Below are 19,989 nucleotides of genomic sequence, written 5' to 3'. Positions count from 1 at the left end.
TCCGTCCATGTTCCACCGACGATTCGACGCGGCGTGGCTCGGCGCGGCGCTGGCCTGTCACGCGGCCGACGAGGAGGTCGTGCCGCGCAGCGACGACGACCGCACCTGCGACGTGGTGTTCTCGCCGCAGCCGCCGGCCGAGAGTCACAACGCCCGGGTCGCGCGCCTCATCGACGAGGCCGAGCGGACGCTCGACATCGCCATGTACTCGTTCACCGACGCCGGCATCCGGGCCGCCCTCGCCGCCGCGACCGCGCGCGGGGTCGAGGTGCGCTTCCTGTACGAGACGGCCAGCGAAGACCGCAAGCTGGCCGGCGCCGCGCTGCAGGACTCGCCGTCGGGCCGGCTCGAGCGGGACGGCGTCGACGTGCGCTGGGTGAACAAGATCCTGCACCACAAGTTCATGATCGTCGACGGCCCGCGCGACGACCTCGCCGCGGCCGACGCCGCCCACCTCGTCACCGGCAGCGCCAACTGGTCGCGCGGCGCGGCGACGATCTACGACGAGAACACCCTCTTCCTGCGCGGCGAGCAGGAGCTGGTGCTGCGCATGCAACAGGAGTTCGAGCTGCTGTGGACGCACTCGCGCGAGTTCACCGGCGACCCGGCGCTGAGCAGCCGCCCGTCGACGTTGAAGTTGACCGACGCGATGATCGCCGACGAGCCCGGCGCCGGCGTGTACTTCACCTCGGCCAACTTCGACCTGCGCGGCGGCGACACCTTCGTCGCCAGCGGGCGCGAGGCCGTCGGCGACGCGCTGATGGCCGCGATCGCGGGCGCGAGCGAGTCGATCGACATCGCCTCCGGCCACCTGCGCCTGCGCGGCGTCGCCGAGGCGCTGATCGCCCGCGCCGCCGATCCAGACCTGCAGATCCGCGTGTACCTCGACGGCCAGGAGTACATCGCCGCCGCGACCCACGCGGCCCAGGCCAAAGCGCTCGACGCATGCTTCGCGCAGGCCGGCGCCGACCCGGCGAAGCGGCGCGAATGCGAGGACCGCGGCTTCCTGTTCGGCTACGCGGTCGGCGAGGCCGGCGTCGCGGTGCGCTACAAATATTACGCGTACCGCTGGCACGCCAGCTACGCCGAGCAGATGCACCACAAGTACCTGGTGATCGACGGCGACGAGCTGTGGACCGGCAGCTACAACCTGTCGGACAACGCCGAGCACAACACCTTTGAAAATATGCTGGTGTTCCGCGGGCCCGCCTACGCCGAGCTCGTCGCGCGCTTCGCCGACAATTTCTCCGAGATCTGGGACACCGGCCGCGACGACGATCGCCTGGCCGCGCTGCAGGCCGACATCGAGGGCGGCGGCCCGGTGCCGCTGGTGTTCCCGGCGATGGCGCTGACGCACGCCCAGATCCAGGACCTCAAGAACCAGATCCGCGCTGCCTGCCCCGCCGTGGACTCGCAGCCGTATCGCACGCACCCGGAGTCGCACCGGACGTGCGAGTGAGCGGATCGCCGCCGGGGCGTCCCTGCGCGCCTGCAGGCGCGCACGACGCTCGCTTCGCCGAGAATCAGCGGAGGCGACGAATCACCCGACGTCCCACTCGAGCCAAAGCGACACCGGGCCGCGGATCGTCACGTGCGAGCGGTAGACCGGCGCCGGCTCGGCCGCCAAGCGCAGGCCGGGCAGGCGCTCGGCGAACAGCTCGAGCGCGATCCGGGCCTGCGCGCGCGCCAGCAGGGCGCCGACGCAGTAGTGCGCGCCGCGGCCGAAGCCGAGGTGGTCCATCACGTTGGCCCGCGCCGGGTCGAACTGCGCCGGGCAGCGGAATTGCTGCTCGTCGCGGCTGCCGGACGCATAAAGCACGTAGATACGGGCGCCGGCGGGGATGGTCTGACCGCCGAGCACGACCTCCGCGGTCGTGACCCGCAGCATTCCGAGCGCCGTGCCCTCGACGCGCAGCGCCTCCTCGAGGTCGCGGGCGATCCGCCCCGGGTCGGCGACGATCGCCGCCCACGCGCCGGGCGTGGTCAGCAGCACGCGCAGGGTGTTGCAGAGCATGCGGCTGGTCGTCTCGTGGCCGGCGGCGATGAAGGCCCCGCTGATCAGCGAGATCAGCTCGGCCCGCGACGGCGGCACCTGCTCCGCGCGCCCGGCCTGCAGCATCTCGCTCAGCGCGTCCTGGCCCGGGCTGGTCGTGCGCGCGTCGATCATGCGATCGCAGTAGCGCTGGAACTCGAGGTAGCTCTCGACGCGCGCGACCTGCTGCTCGGGCGGCACGCGGGCGAACAGCAGCTCGAACCAGTCGTCGCTCCACCGCTTGATCTGCGGCAGGTCGGCCAGCGGCACCCCGAGCATGTCCAGGATCACCCGCAGCGGGAACGGCTCCGCGAAGGCGGCGGCGATGTCGACCCGACCGGCGCCCGCGAAAGCGTCGAGGAGCTCGCCCGCGAGCGCGCGGATCCGCGGGCGCCACTGCTCGACCTTCTTGCCGTTCAGCGCGCTGCCGACGATCCGCCGCAGGCGCGCGTGCTCGGCCCCGTCGTTGTCGAGCAGCGTGCGCGTCAGCGGGTGCCCCGTGGCCAGCCGCGCCGCGGCCTCCGGGGTGAACTCGGCCCCGATGGCGTAGGCGTCGAGCGAGGTGAAGCGCTCCGGATCGCGGAGGACGCTGCAGATATCGGCGTGACGGCTGACCACCCACATGCCGAGCGCCGGGCTCCAGAACACCGGCTGCTCGCGGCGCATCTGCTCGAACAGCGCGAACGGATCGCGGTGCTGCTCGCCGTCGAAGGGGTTGAAGGTGTGGGCAAAAGCGGGCGCGCTCGAATGGGAGTCTTTGGGCATGATCATTCCTCGCGCGCCGGGGACGGCCGGCGCGAGGCAGGGCTGACAGGATGGCCGCAATCGGACACGACCGGGCGGGGACGATGTTTCGCCGAACGTTCGCGCGCTCGCGGTTCGCCGGCGCCGCAGCGTTCGCCCGCCGATCGCGCCGGGCCGCCGCGGATCACCGCGCCACGGGTGATTTTCGCCACGACGGTCGCGCCGACGACGTCCACGCCGCGCCCCGCTCGCAACGAGGTCACCGTCCGCTTCGCGGGCCGCGCGAGCGCGGCCGTGATAGCATCCACGGCGATGCGCGCGTCCCTCTTGCGCTCTCGCTGCTCGCCGCGGCCGCCTGCGGCGCCACCGAGCCCGCCGACTCCTGCCTCCTGCGCCCCGCCGGCAGCTGCGACGTCCGCGAGCTCGATTGCCAGGAGCACGTCCACGCGGTGATCGCATGTATTCGCGGCACCGATCATCCGCTGCCGCAGATCGCGGTCATGACCGCCGAAGAATACGCCGACGCCAACCCGCCGGCCGCCCCGCGCACGCCCGCCGAGCAGCGCCTGTGGGACCAGTACACGCGGGCCTACGCGCTGCTGGGGTTTCTGCACGCGAAGTGGGAGGAGCCCGAGCCGACGCCGCTCGCCGCGCCCTACCTCTCCTATGATACGACGAGCGACACGATCATCGTCGTCGCCGACGGCACCGAGCGGGAGACGGAGCTGTACGGCCTGCTCTACACGATGGCGCTCGCCGCCCGCGACCGCGAGTCCGACCTGAGCGGGTTGTCGCTGACGGAGACCGGCACCTTCGACAGCAAGCGCGCCCTCACGGCGCTGTTCGCCGGCGAGGCGACCTTCTTCGCCGACATGGCGCGAGCCCGCGAGCTCGACTACGGCGAGCTGGCGGAGCAGTTCTCCTACGAGCACGGGATGGACTTGGCGCGGAAGAAATTCGCCGATCCCTGGGCGACGTGGGGCGAGGCGATGTCGCAGTTCCAGTACATCTACGGCGCCCACTACGTCCTCGGCGCCTTCCGGGGCGGCGGCATGGCGGCCGTCGACGCCCTCTACGAAGATTCGCTGGGGTCGACCGCGTACGCGCTGGCCAGCAGCAACAGCATCGACGCCGCCTTCTCGGCGATCGACCTCGCCCTGCCGGCGCCGCCCGAGGGCTTCCGCTACCTGTCGCAGGACAGCCTCGGCCCGGTGATGCTGCAGATCCACCGCGTCCGCGAGACCGGCGACGGGAACACGCGGGCCGTCGAGCAGTCGCTGGCCCGCTCGTGGGTCGGCGATCGCCTCCTGGTCGCCGGCAGCGACACCAGCGACGCCGTCGCCGTGGTGTGGCAGATCGCCGGCCCGGGCGGCGAGGTCGCCGAGACCATCGTGCGCGCGACCGACATCGCCACCTGGGACGCGTTCGAGGCGCTGTTCCCGGGCTGACCGCGGCCCGCTATCCTGTGCGCGTGCCCCTGCTCCGCCGCCGGCCGCGGATCCAGCTGTACACCCCTCGCGTGGTGGTGGCGGGCCAGCCGTTCGTCGCCCGGGTGGTGCTGCTCTGCCGCGAGGAGGTGCCGCTCGAGTTCGTCGACGTCGAGCTGCGCGGCGCGCTCGACCGCTTCCGCGAGGGCGAGGGCGGCACCGAGGAGCGCGTGGTCGAGTTCCTGCGCCAGCGCGCCCGCGTGCGCGAGGCCGGGCCGCTCGCCGTCGGCGAGCACTCGTGGAGCGTCACCTTCCGCCTGCCCGCCGGCGCGCCCGTCAGCTACAGCGGCGGCTCGTACCGGATCTCGTACACCTACCACGTCCACGCCAGCGTGCCGTGGTGGCCCGACGCGCGCGCCGCCTTCGTCGCCCACGTCGAGAGCGCGCCGGCCGAGACCGCGAGCCCGCCGGCCACCAGCGTGTTCGCCTCGGGCCCGACGCAGGGCGAGTCGCCCGACTTCGAGCTCTCGCTCGGCACCACCGTCGTCGGCCCCGGCGAGCCGCTGCGCGGCGCGATCGCCCTCGCCGACCCGCGGCGCCACGCCTACCGCGAGGCCACCCTGGCCCTCGTCGCGCTCGAGAGCGCCGACGGCTTCCTCGGCCGCACCAGCCATCGCCGCGAGGTCTGCCGCTGGACCCTGCCGGCCGAGCGCCTGCGCGAGACCGAGCCGCTCGGCTTCACCTTGCAGATGCCCGAGGGCGTGGTCGCCGGCTTCGACCACGGCGGCGTCGCGCTGGCCTGGTACCTCCACGCCAAGGTCGACGTCCCGTGGTCGCGCGACCCGGAGGTGTGGATCCCGCTCACCGTGGTCGGCCGCCGCGAGCCGGCGCTGCAGGGCGAGCGAGCCCCGCCGGCCGTCGGCACCCGCCGCGTCGAGGCGCTGTGGCGCGACGTCGCCGCCCGCTGCGGCCTCGCCTCCGAGCCCGGAGCGATGCACGGGGCCGTCGCCGGCGCGGCCCTGCGGATCTCCCGCGAGCACGTCGACGGCCGCGGCGCGGTGGCCGTCGCCCGCCTCGCCACCCCCGACCTCGGCCTCGGCCTCGGCCTCGCCGGCGCGCCGCCTCGACTTGTCGGAAGAGACATGTCGCAAACGACATGTCTTCATCAACATGTCTCGAAGTACACAGACCGCTGCCCGCCGCGAGCCGCCGACGACCGCGGCCTGGTGTTCGAGGTCGACGAGCCGGGGCGCGACGCCGCGGCGCTGCGTCGGTTCGTCGAGGACGTCCAGGCGATCGCCGCGTCCCTGGCGGTCGCGCGCGAGGCGATGCCCGCCCCGGCGGCGATGGCCGCGTCCGTGCCCGCGTGGGAGCGCGCGGCCGGCCAGCTCGGCGGCCGCCTGCAGCGCGCCGGCATGGCGCTGACCGGCGCCGTCGACGGCGTGGCGATCGCCGTGCGCACCGACTGGGACGCCCGCGGTCGCCCGCGCCGGACCCTGTTCGAGGCCCGCCCCGGCGTCCCGATCGATCGCCGGCACCACCTCGTGTGGCGGGCCGAGGCCGGCGCCCCGCCGGCCACCGAGCTGCCCCTGGCCCCGCTGTGGCCGGGCGCCAGCGAGGTCGTGGTCGACGCCGGCTCGATCCGCGTCGCGGTCGACGGTCCGCTCGCCGACCCGCTCGAGCAGCTCGACCGGATCACCGCGCTCACCGTGGTCGGCAAGCACGTCGAGGGGCGCCGCGGTCACTACCGCTGATGTCCGAGCTCCAGCGGACGAATGACCCGAGGGTCATGTCGCGGGCGACAGGTGACCGCGCCTCCCACGACCGCCGCCGCCACGCGAGGCCCAGGCGCACCCTGGCGCCGAGATCGCGCCGAGGGCCATTCTCGCGCGCGAAAACGGCGTTCTACGACATCTCCCGCCTTGCTCCCGCGGGCGGACCTCGGCTACCGTCGCGGCCGCTTTCGGCGAAATTGAGTCCGCGGTGGTCGGGAGGGTCGGATGGCAGCGCTCGCAACTATTCTCGCGTTGATCGGCAATCGTCCGGTCTACACCTTCACCATCGACGGCGCCGACGCCGAGACCCGCGTGCTGCGGTTCACCGGCCAGGAAGGCGTCAGCGCGCTGTACGAGTTCCGGCTCGAGCTCGCGTGCCCGCACATGCTCGAGGTCGACCAGCTGGTCGGCAAGACCGGCGTGCTGGAGATCGCCGGCGTCGACGAGCCGCGGTTCGTCCACGGCATCGTCGCCCACGCGGAGTACGTCGGCGAGAGCCGCGAGTTCGCGCTGTTCGCCGTCACCGTGGTGCCGCGGGTGTGGCGGCTGACGCTGCGCCAGGACTGCCGGATCTTCCAGGAGCAGCGCACGCCCGACATCATCCGCGCGGTGCTCGAGGTGGCCGGCTTCAAGCCGAACGCCTACCGCTTCGACGTCGTCGGCTCGTACGCCCCGAGGAACTACTGCGTGCAGTACCGCGAGAGCGACTGGGACTTCATCAGCCGGCTGCTCGAGGAGGACGGCCTCTTCTATTACTTCGAGCACGACGAGGACAAGCACGTGCTCGTGATGTCCGACCATAAGGGCACGCACCGGCCGATCGCCGGCGACCCGCAGGTGTGGTGGAACAGCGCCGACGGGCACGTCGAGGACCGCGAGCACATCCACGAGTTCCGCTTCGGCCAGGTCATCCGCTCCGGCAAGGCCAGCCTGCGCGACTTCTACTTCCCGACCCCCGAGCAGGGCATGGAGGTGCGCGCCGAGGCCAAGCAGGACACCGACCTCGAGGTCTACGACTACCCCGGCGAGTACCGCTTCCCGACCGGCAACGACCCCGACAAGGGGCCGGGCATCGCCAAGAACCGGCTCGAGATGCTGCAGGCGACCCGCCGCAGCGGCGCCGGCAAGGGCGACTGCATGCGCCTCGTGCCCGGCTTCTCGTTCACCCTGACGAACCACCGGCGCAGCGAGCTCAACGGCGACTACACCCTGCTGACGGTCAGCCACCGCGGCGAGCAGCCGCAGGTGCTCGACCAGGACGCGAGCAGCGGCAACGCCTTCGTCTACGAGGCGCGGTTCACCTGCATCGAGAAGGCCGTGATCTACCGCCCGCCGCGGAGCACCCCGCGGCCGTTCGTGCGCGGCCTGCAGTCGGCGGTGGTCGTCGGCCCGCCCGGCGAAGAAGTGCACGTCGACGACCAGGGCCGCGTCATAGTCCAGTTCCACTGGGACCGCCAGGGTCGCTTCGACGATCACAGCAGCTGCTGGATCCGCGTCAGCCAGCTGTGGGCCGGCGCCGGCTGGGGCGCCATGTTCATCCCGCGGATCGGCCACGAGGTGTTGGTCGACTTCCTCGAGGGCGACCCCGACAAGCCGATCATCACCGGCCGCGTCTACCACGGCAACAACCCCGTCCCCTACCCGCTGCCGGCCGAGAAGACCAAGAGCACGATCAAGTCGGAGAGCTCGCTCGGCGGCGGCGGCTACAACGAGTTCCGCTACGAGGACCGCAAGGGCTCGGAGCAGATCTTCATGCACGCCGAGCGCGACCTCGACATCCACGTCAAGCACGACCGGATGGAGAACGTCCTGCACGACCGTCACCTGCGGGTCGGCGACGCCGTCAACGGCGAGAAGGTCGGCGACTTCAACGAGCTGGTGATGCGCGACCGCCACGTCCGCGTCGACCGCCACCGCCACGAGCACGTCGGCGGCGACGCCTACATGCACATCGGCGGCATCGACGGCGACGGCAACCAGCACGTCATCATCGACAAGCACCAGTACACTCTCGTCCGCGTCGACCGCCACGACCACGTCGAGGGCTCGGCGATGGCCAAGGTCGACAAGACCACCTCGCTGACCGTCGGCGACGAGGCGCACGTCAAGGTCGGCAGCAAGACCGCGCTCGAGTCGGGCGCCGAGGTCCACGTCAAGGCGCCGACGATCGTCATCGAGGCCGGCACCGGCATCACCGTCAAGGGCCCCGGCGGCTTCATCACCATCGACGCCTCGGGCGTGGTGATCCAGGGTCGCCTGGTCAAGGTCAACAGCGGCGGCGCGGCGCTGGCGGGCAGCGGCTGCGCCCCGATCGCCCCCGAGGACGCCAAGCCGGCCGAGCCCGTGTCGCCGCGCCCGGCCGACCGCGGAGCGGAGACCTGAGCCATGCCGCCCAGCGCACGCATCACGGACGGTCACACCTGCCCCGTGCACGGCGGCGGGCCGATCTGCGTCGGCGACGCGACGATCATCGTCGGCAACGTCCCCGCGGCTAGGTTGGGCGACGGCCTCATCTGCCCGTGCGGCCCCGACCTCATCGCCCAGGGCGAGAACACGGTCATCTTCGGCAACATGCCGGCCGCGCGCATCGGCGACAGCACCGCCCACGGCGGCGCGGTCGCCCAGGGCTGCCCGACGGTGCTCATCGGCTCGACCGCGCAGACCGAGGCGCTCAAGACCGACAAGCCGTTCTGCGAGAAGTGCCCGTACGAGCAGCGGCCGCCGGAGCTCGAGGGCTTCCCGCCGGTCATCATCGACGCGCACATGCACATCCAGAGCGGCAACTGTGCCCCGCTGCCGCCGCTGCGCGACAAGGCCATGGGCCTGCGCATCGATCGCGGCACCGTCAACTTCATGGCCGGCGTCCCGCTCCTCAGCTCGCTCATGGTCGGCGACATGGGGGAGGTCGCGCCGGAGCCGACCCACGTCGTCGGCGAGCGCCTCATCAGCGAGAACAACGGCATCGACTTCCTCGCCGGCGGCGCCGGCGGCTACTTCGTCGGCGTCTCGATCGTCCTGACGATGGACATGGACTTCTGCCACCTCGACGCCTACGAGGGCCTCCACATCTATCAGGAGGACGAAGAGGGCCGGCGCTGGTACGCCAACCGCAAGGACGGCACCCAGCGCTACGAGGACTGCCGGCGGGTCTACCTCGACAGCAACGAGGACCTGCCGATGGACCACGAGGAGACCGAGCTGCAGGCGCAGGAGGGCCCGATCGACAGCTCGCGCCAGTTCGACCGCTACCTCAAGGACCAGCGCTCCAACTGCTTCGAGACGTGGCGCCAGCAGCGGCGCCGCACCGAGATGGTGGCCGCGCAGAACCCCCTGCGCCTGCTCCCGCTCTACCACTACGAGCCGCGCCGCTACATCAAGCTCGAGCAGCCCGACGCCCCGTTCAAGAACCTGGTCGAGAACGGCGGCCTCTACGTCGGCCTCAAGATGTACACCTCGCAGGGCTACATGCCGAAGGAGTCGACCGAGCGCGGCAAGGCGACCGGCGAGGTCACCCGCGCCTTCTTCAGCCGGCTGGCGAGCGAGGACCTGCCGCTCCAGACCCACTGCACCCCGGAGGGCTGGTACACCCACCACCGCAAGCTCTACATCGACCTCGCCAGCGAGGAGGTGCGCGAACAGTACAAGCACCCGATCGACGGCTCGCTCGACGACCGCGAGCGCATGCAGTACTTCCAGGACCACTTCGTGCATCCGGAGGCGTGGCGCCTGGTGCTGCAGGACAACCCGTCGCTGCGGCTGTGCCTGGCCCACTGGGCCTCCGACGACAAGCTGTGGCGCGACTCGGTCGCCGACTTCAAGAAGCCGACGCTGACGCGCGCCGAGCTGCGCGAGTTCCAGAAGTGGGCGATCGGCCGGAGCGGCTCGCGCTATTACAAGAACATCCACGAGCTGTGGCCCGAGTCGCCGTTCGCCGGCAAGGCCATGCCCTCGGTCGACGCCAAGGACACCATCTACGCCAAGAGCTGGATCCGCAGCATCGTCGAGCTGTGCGGCGAATACCCCAACTTCTACACCGACCTGTCCTACCTGCCGATCTTCAACAAGTACAAGTCGTGGGCCGGCGACGAGCAGCCCTACTGGCAGCAATTGGTCGACGTCCTGCGCGATTACCCGTACATGGTCGACAAGCTGATGTTCGGCACCGACTGGTACATGATCTTGATGGACAAGCACGGCTACCGCAAGTGGTACGAAGAGACCATCAAGGCGCTCGAGGAGGTCTCGACCGCGCTCGAGGGCCAGTGGTCGGCGCACTTCCTCTTCCACCAGTTCGCGCTCATCAACCCGATCAAGTTCTACCGGCTCGACAAGATCGTCGACAAGCTCAAGGACAACCTCACCGCCGCGATCGGCAAGCTCGACGGCGGTGACAAGGCCAAGATGCTGTCCGACCTCGAGCGCCGCCACCAGGTGCTCGCGGCCGCGTGCGACAAGGCCCGCATGTCGCGCATGCAGAGCGCGGTCAAGCAGGGCCCGCTGCGCTTCACCGGCCCGGAGGGCTGGCTGTGATCGTCCAGCCCGGCCCCGACGTCGAGCGCCGCGAGCTGCTCGCGGTCGCCTTCCACGACTACCCGCTCGACGACGCCCTGGTCGCCTGCGTGGTGCCGGTCGCCTCGCCCGCCGCGGCCGCGGTCATCTCCTACGAGAACGCGCTGTGCTCGCTGCAAGTCGACGAGCACGGCGCGGCGATCCGCGAGCACCACCTCGACGTGGTCCCGGCGATCGCCAGCGGCGAGCTCACGGGGGTCCACCCTGCCACCCCCGGCCGCGTCTGCACGTATTTGCAGAGTCGGCGCATGGTCCGCTACGACCTCGACCAGAAGGTCACCCGCCAGCTCCGCATGGGCCGCGACGACGACGCGCTGCTCGCCGGCATGTGGCTCTCGGGACAGGAGACCCGTCTGGCGGTGCAGGTCGAGGACACCAGCCGCTACGACGACGGCGGCCTGGTGCTCGGCCGCATCGACGTGTTCGACCTCGCCGCCGGGCGCCGCCTCGGCGCCGCCCCGCTGCCGAAGGCCCGCGAAGCCGGCCAGGGCTGGGCGGCCGGCGCCGACGTGGTGGCGATCGCCCAGGACGGCGGCCTCAGGGTGTTCGACGCCGCGATGCAGCCGCTCGCCGATCACCCGCTGACCCGCGCCGCGAAGGAGGCCCTCGCCGAGGCCGGCGCCTCCGAAATCCACGCGCTGCGGATCCACCCGTCGCAGCCGCTCGCGGTGCTGGCGGCCTGCACCGCCGACGTGATGGGCGTCCGCGACTTCACGCTCCACCGCGTCACATGGGGCCGCGGCGGAGCCCCGGAGGTGCGCCGCTTCGCCAAGCTCCACGCCGTCGGCGACCTCGGCTTCGGCGCGTTCGCCCCCGTCGGCGACGCCCTCGACGTCCGCGTCGCCACCGGCGGCGTCACCTGGATGCTGCTGGCCACGGGCCCGTACCTCTTGCTCGACCTCGGGCCGTCGCGCGGCCTGCAGGGCGCGGTGGTCGGGCCCGCGGCGCTTCCTCGCGTTCGAGCGCGGCACGGCCCAGATCGTCCTGTGGAACCTGCCCGAAGGGACAGCATGAGCGCGACCCGGCGCGGCATCATCGAGCTGTGTTGGGGTCCGCAGCAGGGCACGAAGGCGATCGTCTCGCCGGGCCAGAGCCTCACGATCGGCCGCGACCCGCAGGCCGGCCTCTGCCTCGACGACCCCGCGGTCGCCCCCGCGCACGCCGCGGTCGAGTGGGACGGCGCCGAGGCCCGCCTGCGCCACCTCGGCGGCCCGGCCCTGACCTTGCTCTCGGGACAGGCGGTGACCACCTCGGCCCCGCTCGACCACGGCGAGTGGATCCGCGTCGGCGGCGTCGATCTGCTCTTCCACGTCGAGGCGCTCACGCCGGCCCCGTGGTCGCGCGAGCCCGCCGACGAGGCGGCGGCCGAGGCGGCGCTGACGGCCCTGCAGCGCGTCTCCGGGCCGCTGTTCGCCGTCCTCGACACGGCAACCGAGCCGCGGATCGCCGAGCTCGTGCGCGAGTCGGTGGCGCCGTGGCGCTCGCTGTTCGACGGCGTCGAGGGCGCCCGCCTCGCCGACGCCGCGCCGCACGTGGTCTCGCTGTCGGCCGACCCGCGCCTGTGCGCCGACCTGATCCGCGAGGGCTGGGGCTACCGCTGGGGCGTGCTGCTGGTCAGCGACCGCTCGCTGTTCGAGATCCGCCAGCACCTGCGCAAGTTCCTGCTGGTCCAGCGCGAGGGCACTCCGGAGGCGACGTACTTCCGCTTCTACGACCCCGACGTGCTGCGCGTGTACCTCGAGAGCTGCACGCCGGCCGAGCTGACGCAGTGGTTCGGCGGCGTGGTCCGCTGCCACCTCGGCGAGGACCTCGACAGCCCGACCGGCTGGTGGCGCATCGACGCCCGCTGAGGCCCTCGCAAGAATTTTCGGGCATGTCCTTGAAGACATGCCCGATCCGACATGCCACGCCGAGCTCGCGCCTCGGCGCTCACGGCGAGGTGAACGACGGGATGTCGATCGCGTCGAGACCGCGCAGCGAGACCCTGACGCCGCCGCCGATCCAGGTCAGCGGCGCCGCGATCGTCACCACCGACCCGACGAGCACCGCCGCGAGCGCCGGACCGCGCATCAGCGCCGCGCGATCGGCCCGCCACAGCCGCGCGCCTGCCACCACGGCGACCACGCCCGCTGCCGCCTGGGCGACCGCCGGCGCGAGCATCAGAGCCACGCCGGCATCGCGCAGCGACGGCGACAGCAACAGCCACAGCAGCAGGTGCGCCCCGGCCAGGCCCGCAGCGATCTGCGTGCAACGGCCCGCGCGGGCGCGCCGAGCCGCGAGGTCGAGACCCATGCCGCACAGCATCGTCGATTGCGCGCGCCCGGTCGAGGCCCGCGATCGCGCCACGGCCTCGACCGGCGCCATCACACCGCGATCACGACCTTGCCCTGGGTGTGCCCCGCGGCCACGTGCCCCAGCGCCGCCGCCGTCTCGGCGAGCGCGTACTCCCGCTCGATCACCGGCTTCAACTTCCCCGCCTCGACCAGCGACGCCAGGAACTGCAGGTCGGCCTGCCGCGGCATCGACATCAGGGAGGTCATTCGCGGCCCGGGAGCGCGTTCCGCAGCGACAACGCCGCCAGGCGGAACATCGGCCCGAACCACTCGCCGCCCGCGCCGGCCGACGCCACGAACACGCCCGTCGGTGTGAGCCGCGAGCGGCAGGCGGCCAGCGGGCGATCGCCGATCAGGTCGAGCACGACGTCGTACTGCTCGGGGCGGGCGGTCCAGTCCTCGCGGGTGTAGTCGATCACTCGCGCGGCGCCGATCGACCTGACCTTTTCGCCATGTCGCGTGCTGCACACCACGGTCACCTCGGCCCCGAGCGCGCGGGCGATCTGCACCGCCATCGTGCCGACCCCGCCCGAGGCGCCGACGATCAGCGCGTGCTGGCCGGCCTGCAGCTTGCCCACGTCGCGGAGGCCCTGCAGGGCCGTCATGCCCGACACCGGCAGCGCGGCCGCCTCGGCGAAGCTCGCGTCCCTCGGCATCGCCGCCAGCGCCGTCGCCGGCGCGCACACGTACTCGGCGAAGCCCTGCTTCACCTGCCCGAACACCGCGTCGCCCGGCGCGAGCGCGGTGACGCCCGGACCCGTAGCCTCGACCACGCCGGCCACCTCCTGCCCGGCCACGCCGTGCTTCGGCCGCCGCAGCCCGAACATCAGGCGCAGCAGGTACGGCTTGCCCGTCATCAGGTGCACGTCGCCCTTGCACACCGCCGCCGCGTGCACCCGCACCAGCACCTCGCCGGGGCCCGGGACCGGGCGCGCCACCTCCTCGAGGCGCAGCACCTCCGGCCCGCCGTAGGCCGGCTGGACGACCGCGCGCATGGTCGCAGGAAGGGCCTGGACGGTCGTCTGGGAGGGGATGGTGGCGCTCGCGCTGCTGGTCGTGGTCATGTCGTCTCCGCCGGTACTTACGCTGTAAGTTGACCGCTCGGACATTGTGGCTTACAGCGTAAGTATGTCAAGCAAGAAGTCGCCGACGCGGGCCGTTCGCCGCGGCAAGCCGGCCCGGCGGGCCCCGCTGAGCCGGGAGCGGGTCCTGCGGGCGGCGGTGGAGCTGGCCGACGCGGAGGGTCTGGCGGCGCTGTCGATGCGCAGGCTCGCGCAGGCGCTCGGGGTCGAGGCGATGTCGCTCTACAACCACGTCGCCGGCAAGGACGACGTCCTCGACGGCATGGTCGACCTCGTGGTCGGCGAGATCGAGGCGCCGGCGGTCGGCGGCGACTGGAAGGCCGCGATCCGCCGGCGCGCGGTCTCGGCCCACGAAGTGCTGCTGCGCCACCGCTGGGCCCCGCTGCGGGTGGTCTCGACCCTCAACATCGGCCCGGCGATGCGCCGCTACGTCGACGCCACGATCGGCTGCCTCACCGCCGCCGGCTTCTCCTACGCGCTGGCCGACCGCGCCTGGAACGCGATCGACAGCCACATCTACGGCTTCACCCTGCAGCAGCTGAACTTCCCGCTGGCGCCGGGCGAGTACGCGAGCGCGGCGCAGCAGTTCCTGCACCTCATCCCGCCCGAGCAGTACCCGCACATGCACGCGATGTCCCGCCTCGTCATCGACGGCAAACACGACGGCCTGCAAGACTTCACGTTCGGCCTCGACCTGCTGCTCGACGGCCTGGAGCGCCTGCTCGAGCGCACCAAGGCCGCGGTCTGATCGCCGAGACGCCGACACCGATCCGGCCCGCGTCTTCGCATCCACGCGGCCTGCCGAGGCCCCTCAACGGCTGTCGCGCGTGCCGTCGAGCCATTCGCATGCGGCGGCCGCGGACTCTGCCAGATCGGGGTCGGGATCCGCAGCGAGCGCGCGAAGCTCGGGCAGCAGCGCGGCGAGCCCCTCCGCGCCGTACGACTTCGCCTGCACGACGACGCCGATGGTGCGCGAGGGGTCTTCCGCCAGCCTCGCGCGCAGGAACCCGACGCTGCCCGCCCCCCACGTCACCACGAGCCGTGCGACCTGCCACCAGACATCGCGGTACTCCGCGGCCGCCCACACGCGCCGCATCAGCTTCGCTCCGTGTTCGGGCCCCAGGCGCTCGGCCGCGTCGGCGAGGTGCGCGAGGCGCTGCTGGTGCGCGAGCCATGCTTCGCCGGGGCGGCGCGAGGCGTCCTCCGCAGGGTCGTCGACGGGCTCCGCCACGGCGAGAAGTCTAGCCGAAGTGGGACGGCGCTCGCCGCTCACGGCTCGCCGGGCCAGGTCTGCAGCGAGCGGCTCGGCGTGCCGTCGTGGATCCGCGGCCAACCGTTCTCCCACACGACGCGATCGACGAGCACGTGCCGGCCCGCGCCGCCGTCGTGGGTGCCGTTCCCGGCGTTCGTCCACGCGTGATAGATGAAGAAGTCGAGCCCGCCCACGGGCAACAAGGTGCCGTGGCCGGGGCCGACCCAGCGCTCGTTGTTGGCGAGGATCGGCGGGCCCAGCTTCTCGTACGGCCCCAGCAGGTTCGCCGAGCGCGCGACGCCGGTGCGGTAGCGGTGATCGTAGACGTTGCCGCTGTACAGCAAATAATAGTAGTCGTCGCGCCGGACCAGCCACTGCGCCTCGACGACCCCGCCCTCCCAGGTGTTGGCGTCGTTCGTCAAGATCTGCACCGGCTCCCCGGCGAACGCCAGGCCGTCGGGGGTGAGCTGGCGGATGAAGATCGGCGTCGGCTGGCCCTGCGAATTGCCGTCGATCTTGTAGGTGAGATACGGCGTGCCGGAATCCTCGTAGTAGCTGGCGTCGATGACCCCGAGCGGATGCTCGACGAGCGGGCCGCCGGTCTCGACGTAGGGCCCGAGCGGCTCGTCGGCGTAGGCCGCACCGATGCTGAGCACGTTGGCGCCGTTGACGGTGGTGAAGTACGCGACGTACTTGCCGGCCACGCGGTGCAGCTCGGGCGCCCAGTTGCGATTGCCGTTGGCAGCCCACGCGGGCTTGCCGTTGGGCAGCACCGCGGCGCCGGTGTCGCTCCACAACACGAGGTCGCGTGAGTGACGGATCGGGAACGAGCCGCCGGTGCAGACCATGTAAAAGTGCGGACCGTCCGGCTGCTCGACGCCGATGACCCCGGGGTCGGGGCAATCGAACGGGATCACGGGATTGGCGTAAGGGGGCTTGGGCGGACCGAGCTCGGCCGGCGGATCGGCCGCGAGCAGGTTGTCGACGGGGATGACCTGCTCGGGGATCGCATCGCTCGACCACAACAATCGGGCCGACGCCTCGATGTCGATTTCAAAGTAGTCGACGCGGATCGGCGTCGGCACCCCGGCCGCGAGCTCGACCGTCGCCTCGTTGCGGGTGACGTAATGCGGGGTCCAGTCGTCGATCACCAGAGCGTCGTCGACCCATACGCGGACGCCGTCGTCGGTCTCGGTGATAATTTTGTAAGTCCCGGTCGCGGGCGCGAGCAAGGAGCCGGTCCAGCGGATCGAGTAGCGATCCACCGGCAGCGAGGCATCGGGGGCGTCGAGACCCCAGACGAAGTCGAGTCCGGGGTCGACGCGCGACAGGACCGGGTCGATGTAGGTGGCGAAATACTCGGCCCGCAAGCCAGGCAGCGGCGGCGGCGGGACGCTGCCGGTCGAGCCGTCGCTGGCATCGCTGCCGTCGCCGGTGCTGGCCTCGGTCGGGCTCCCGCTGCTGGTGGGCGCCGTGGTGCCGGTCTCCGCGGTGGTGGAGGCGTCCGTCGTGGAAGCGCCCGTCGTGGTCGTCACGCCGAGCGTCGCCCCGGACGAGGCGTCCGGATCGCCGCAGGCGAGGACCATGACGACAGGGACGAACGCCGCGAGGCTGCGTGGATGCATCGCGGCGGATGCTAACCAAGGCAGCGTCGCTACTACGCCGTCCGCCGATGCAGCCCTGTACCGGTATTATCCCGATCGAAAGCAGATTCACGACTTCGACTCGCAAACTTTGAAGTGCCCGTACACGCTCGCGCTGTCCCAGCTCGGGATCACGGCAAGTACGACAGCTTACCGGGCCTGCTGCGCGTCGTCGGCGACGAGTCGCCCTTGCCGCTGGAGCTCCTGGGCGACGAAGGGCGCGTGACTGCGTAAGAACGCGAAGGAAATGTCGCGCCCCAAGTATGCCTCGGCATACTCGGCTCGCTCGTCACGGAAGTCGACGTGATTGAGTTTGAGCGCCTCGATGGTCGCCAGGATCGAGGCGCGGAGCGGACCCTGCGGCCCCTCGCCAGGGACGATCTGGTAGCCGACCAGCTCGAGTGAAAACCATTCGTTCTCGATCTCGAACGGGTCGAGCGCCTCGCGTACGCCCTTGCTGCTGTTGACGCGCGCGCAGGCGAGGCGATAGTTATACCATTCATACACGTGGCGCCATTGAATCGACTTTGCCACGCTGTGATCGACTGAGGCCGCGCTGGTGACGGGGTAGATATAGAGCGCCGTGTAGGCGCAGATCCGGCGGTACGCGCGGAGCAAGTCCGGGATCGCCTCCCGCCAGTACGGCGGCAACTTGTCTGCAGGAATGTCTTCGCGGCGCTCGGCGAGCTTCGAGCGCTTCGGCCCTGGCCTGTTGGGGCTCGTCTCTCCAACCATCTCGGCGAGGGCGGCCAGCCCGGGCTGACGCACGCAACGATCGAAGTCGGGCGGCTCGGGCGCGAGTGACACGGATCATGCGACGCCCTGCAATGACTCCAAGAAGGCGCTCCAGCGGATCCAGAAACGGTCTTGCTCGCCGAGGGTCGAGCGGAGCTCGGCGTCGATCCGCGGGGCCTCGGCTCGCGGGAGCTCGCCACGCAGCAACGCGAGCGCTTGCTGGATCGCAACCTCGGCCTCCAGCGATCGAGCTTCCTTCAGGTCGAAGGCCTCGCTCGTCAGCCAACTTGCGACGTCACCCCGGCGAACGAAGGGGCGTCGCTGCAGGACGACGTGGGGCTGGGCCTCGTCGAGGGTCAAGTCGAGGTCGAACCAAGCGTCGCGCTCGGGATCGAAGAGCGGCTCCATCGAGGCCGGGACCAGCGGCGACTGGGTCGCCGAGATGATCTGAACGGACGCCTGCTCCGCCAGCGATTCGACGATATCGAGCAACGGCTTGACGATCCGGCGCTGCCATCGAGGGTGCAGATGCGCCTCGATTTCATCGATCAAGAAGATGACCTGATGCGCGCTCGGCTGGTCGAGCTGCTGGCTGGCCCGCCCATGCTCTTGCCAGCTCCACACCAGCAGATAAGAGAGCGCGAGGATCCGCCGGATCCCGGCGGACGCGTGCACCACCGGGACATCGAGCCCGTAAGGCATGCGAATGGTCGGGATGTCGCGCACGTCGTCGAGGCCGAGACGGACCAGCGCCCCCGGTCGGAGCTCGGCCCCAGGCGGTGAGAGGACGCGCAGGACGTCGCCGAGCCAGGAGAACGCCTCGCCGTTCTCCTTCTGCCACAGCGCCCAATCGGCGAGCAGCCCATTGCACAGCTGAGCGCCGTCATCCGCCCGCAGCCCCTCCCAGACTTCGCGAGGGTTGAACACGTAGGCCGGCCGTCGCTCGCTGACGTCGACGTTCCCAGTGGTACGCCAGTAGTTGCGCGCCGGGTCCCACAGCGAGAAGCTGCCATCGACCTGCGCGTAGAGGACGAGGCCGGGGTTGGCGGGGCGTCCGGGGCTACCCACCCAGGCCTGCGCTTGACGGTCGAACTCGCTGACGTAGCGCTTGAGCCTCTTGGCGCCGTCGAACCCGAACTCGATCGTCGCCTTGCCGGGCCCGCGCGGACGCGCCATCAATCCCGACACGAGGCGGGAGTTCACCTTCGCCGGCCACGTGCGAGTGAGCGCCCACCAGGCGATGTCCAGCAGGAAGCTCTTGCCGAGCCCGTTGTCCCCGGTGATCAAGTTCAGCCGTGGCGCGAGGTCGGCCACCATCTCGGCCGCTGGACCGACGTTGGTCAGGTGGAGATGGCGGAGCACGCGCGACGGAGGGTAGCGGGATCGCGCAGTGGTGTCGAGTGAGGGCCGGCCGCGCTCGGAGCCCGCCAGACCGGGCCGAAGCTCCCAGAGAAGCGCAAGACGAGTGGAAACGGCCGGAAGAACGACATCGACGGTCGGCGGGGCCCGTGTGCTGTCGAGACACCTCGCCAAGCCCAGCTGTACGGCTCAACGATTCACAGCGCCGAGGCCGCGGAACCGGGCGCCGGATCGGCGCCGGCGCGGCCGCCTACCGGACCACCTCGAACATCCCGTCGATGCGGCTGATGAACACCGGCAGCGACCACGCGTTGCCGTCGGCCGCTTGCCCGCGCAGCACCGGTTGGTCGTCGCGGGTGCGCGGCTCGACCACGCGGCCGTCGCAGCACAGGTGCAGCACCACGTCGTCCGGGCGCAGCGGCTCCACCGTCCACGCCCCGTCCTTCGACAGCTCCGTGAATTGCTGCAACAGCCCCGCGCGCGCCGATTCGGGCGTCATGCCGTAGAGCGGCGCCAGCTCGGCGAACTTGATGCGCTGGCGCGACAGCAGCCCGGGGATGTCACCCAGCGCCAGGTCGGCGTGCAACGCGTCGAGGAACATCAGCAGCTCGGCGGTGGTCGCCGCGTCGAGCGACAGCGTTGCTGCGGTCTGCCACGCCCACGTCGGCCCCGGCGGCAGGCGGAACTCGTAGGCGATCCGCAGCGGCAGCGTCGGCGCCGGGTCGTCGGGCCCCGGCGCGTAGGTGAGGCCGTCGATCGGTACGTCCTCGCCGGCGGGCACGATCTCGCCGAGCGGGCCGACGCAGCGCTGCACGATCAGCCGGCGCGGCGACAGCGGGTCGGCGGTCGTCGCCGGCGGCGCGATCGCGTCGATGCGGACCGCGATCTCGTTGTCGCCGCTGACGAGCCACTCGCTGACCGAGGGGATCGCGGTGTACGGCACGTCGACCGGGGTGCGCAGGATCGGCGCGCGGTTGACGAACACCTCGCAGGCGTAGCCGTGGATCGAGACGTTGAGGTAATCGACGGTGGACATCG

17 protein-coding genes are annotated in these 19,989 nt (G+C 71.4%); 7 read left to right on the top strand and 10 right to left on the bottom strand.

The features are described from left to right. The first annotated feature begins 7 nt into the window (after nt 1–7). Entirely contained in the window at nt 8–1,459 is a 1,452-nt protein-coding gene (locus OV079_RS49685) for a phospholipase D-like domain-containing protein (protein WP_267777444.1), read from the top strand. 81 nt (nt 1,460–1,540) lie between these two features. Here OV079_RS49685 and OV079_RS49680 read toward each other — a convergent pair whose 3' ends face one another. Together OV079_RS49680 and OV079_RS49675 are read right to left on the bottom strand one after the other, a co-directional pair. Beyond that, complete coding sequence (locus OV079_RS49680; protein ID WP_267777442.1) at nt 1,541–2,797, bottom strand: cytochrome P450; 1,257 nt, start codon at nt 2,795–2,797, stop codon at nt 1,541–1,543. 2 nt (nt 2,798–2,799) lie between these two features. Beyond that, nucleotides 2,800–3,222 (bottom strand): hypothetical protein, encoded by a 423-nt coding sequence (locus OV079_RS49675; protein WP_267777440.1) that lies wholly within the window; start codon nt 3,220–3,222, stop codon nt 2,800–2,802. Between the two features lie 3 nt (nt 3,223–3,225). Here OV079_RS49675 and OV079_RS49670 point away from each other — a divergent pair, with 3 nt between their 5' ends. The 5 genes from OV079_RS49670 (at nt 3,226) to OV079_RS56895 (ending at nt 12,397) form a co-directional block, all read left to right on the top strand. After that, nucleotides 3,226–4,224, top strand: a complete 999-nt coding sequence (locus tag OV079_RS49670) for a hypothetical protein (protein ID WP_267777438.1) — start codon at nt 3,226–3,228, stop codon at nt 4,222–4,224. Between the two features lie 23 nt (nt 4,225–4,247). Then, the gene (locus tag OV079_RS49665) at nt 4,248–5,957 is read left to right on the top strand and encodes a hypothetical protein (RefSeq protein ID WP_267777436.1); all 1,710 of its coding nucleotides are present in this window, start codon (nt 4,248–4,250) and stop codon (nt 5,955–5,957) included. Nucleotides 5,958–6,203: 246 nt separating this feature from the next. Continuing rightward, nucleotides 6,204–8,360, top strand: coding sequence for a type VI secretion system Vgr family protein (locus tag OV079_RS49660; RefSeq protein WP_267777434.1), 2,157 nt, complete (start codon nt 6,204–6,206; stop codon nt 8,358–8,360). A 3-nt stretch (nt 8,361–8,363) separates the two neighbouring features. Then, entirely contained in the window at nt 8,364–10,508 is a 2,145-nt protein-coding gene (locus tag OV079_RS49655; protein WP_267777433.1) for a PAAR domain-containing protein, read from the top strand. Next, complete coding sequence (locus tag OV079_RS56895) at nt 10,505–12,397, top strand: DUF4123 domain-containing protein (RefSeq protein ID WP_267777431.1); 1,893 nt, start codon at nt 10,505–10,507, stop codon at nt 12,395–12,397. The genes OV079_RS49655 and OV079_RS56895 overlap by 4 nt, the downstream gene beginning before the upstream one ends. Nucleotides 12,398–12,476: 79 nt before the next feature. Here the strand turns inward: OV079_RS56895 and OV079_RS49645 are convergent, their stop codons facing one another. From OV079_RS49645 to OV079_RS49635, 3 genes are read right to left on the bottom strand one after another with little or no spacing between them, the layout of a single operon-like run. Beyond that, nucleotides 12,477–12,911 carry a hypothetical protein gene (locus tag OV079_RS49645; protein WP_267777429.1) on the bottom strand — a complete coding sequence of 145 codons (435 nt, stop codon included), beginning with the start codon at nt 12,909–12,911 and terminating at the stop codon, nt 12,477–12,479. Further along, nucleotides 12,911–13,075, bottom strand: a complete 165-nt coding sequence (locus tag OV079_RS49640) for a zinc-binding dehydrogenase (protein ID WP_267777426.1) — start codon at nt 13,073–13,075, stop codon at nt 12,911–12,913. Before OV079_RS49640 ends, OV079_RS49645 begins: the two co-directional genes overlap by 1 nt. Before the next feature lie 8 nt (nt 13,076–13,083). After that, complete coding sequence (locus OV079_RS49635) at nt 13,084–13,944, bottom strand: NAD(P)-dependent alcohol dehydrogenase (RefSeq protein WP_267777424.1); 861 nt, start codon at nt 13,942–13,944, stop codon at nt 13,084–13,086. 64 nt (nt 13,945–14,008) lie between these two features. Between OV079_RS49635 and OV079_RS49630 the strand changes: the two genes are divergently transcribed. Next, nucleotides 14,009–14,710: a TetR/AcrR family transcriptional regulator gene (locus OV079_RS49630; RefSeq protein ID WP_267777423.1), complete on the top strand. Its 702-nt coding sequence runs from the start codon at nt 14,009–14,011 to the stop codon at nt 14,708–14,710. Between the two features lie 63 nt (nt 14,711–14,773). Here the strand turns inward: OV079_RS49630 and OV079_RS49625 are convergent, their stop codons facing one another. The 5 genes from OV079_RS49625 to OV079_RS49605 all read right to left on the bottom strand — a co-directional run bounded on the left by OV079_RS49625 (nt 14,774) and on the right by OV079_RS49605 (nt 19,987). Continuing rightward, complete coding sequence (locus tag OV079_RS49625; protein WP_267777421.1) at nt 14,774–15,193, bottom strand: hypothetical protein; 420 nt, start codon at nt 15,191–15,193, stop codon at nt 14,774–14,776. Between the two features lie 38 nt (nt 15,194–15,231). Then, complete coding sequence (locus OV079_RS49620) at nt 15,232–16,839, bottom strand: family 43 glycosylhydrolase (protein WP_267777419.1); 1,608 nt, start codon at nt 16,837–16,839, stop codon at nt 15,232–15,234. A 168-nt stretch (nt 16,840–17,007) separates the two neighbouring features. Continuing rightward, nucleotides 17,008–17,664, bottom strand: coding sequence for a hypothetical protein (locus tag OV079_RS49615; RefSeq protein ID WP_267777416.1), 657 nt, complete (start codon nt 17,662–17,664; stop codon nt 17,008–17,010). Nucleotides 17,665–17,667: 3 nt separating this feature from the next. Further along, nucleotides 17,668–19,125, bottom strand: coding sequence for an AAA family ATPase (locus OV079_RS49610; protein WP_267777415.1), 1,458 nt, complete (start codon nt 19,123–19,125; stop codon nt 17,668–17,670). A 76-nt stretch (nt 19,126–19,201) separates the two neighbouring features. Further along, the gene (locus OV079_RS49605) at nt 19,202–19,987 is read right to left on the bottom strand and encodes a hypothetical protein (protein WP_267777414.1); all 786 of its coding nucleotides are present in this window, start codon (nt 19,985–19,987) and stop codon (nt 19,202–19,204) included. Nucleotides 19,988–19,989: the final 2 nt, after the last annotated feature.

It is taken from the genome of Nannocystis pusilla, from assembly GCF_026626665.1.
Lineage (GTDB): Bacteria > Myxococcota_A > Polyangia > Nannocystales > Nannocystaceae > Nannocystis > Nannocystis pusilla.
The sequence above is the reverse complement of the archived record's forward strand: the minus strand, read 5'-3'. Positions and strand labels throughout refer to the sequence as shown.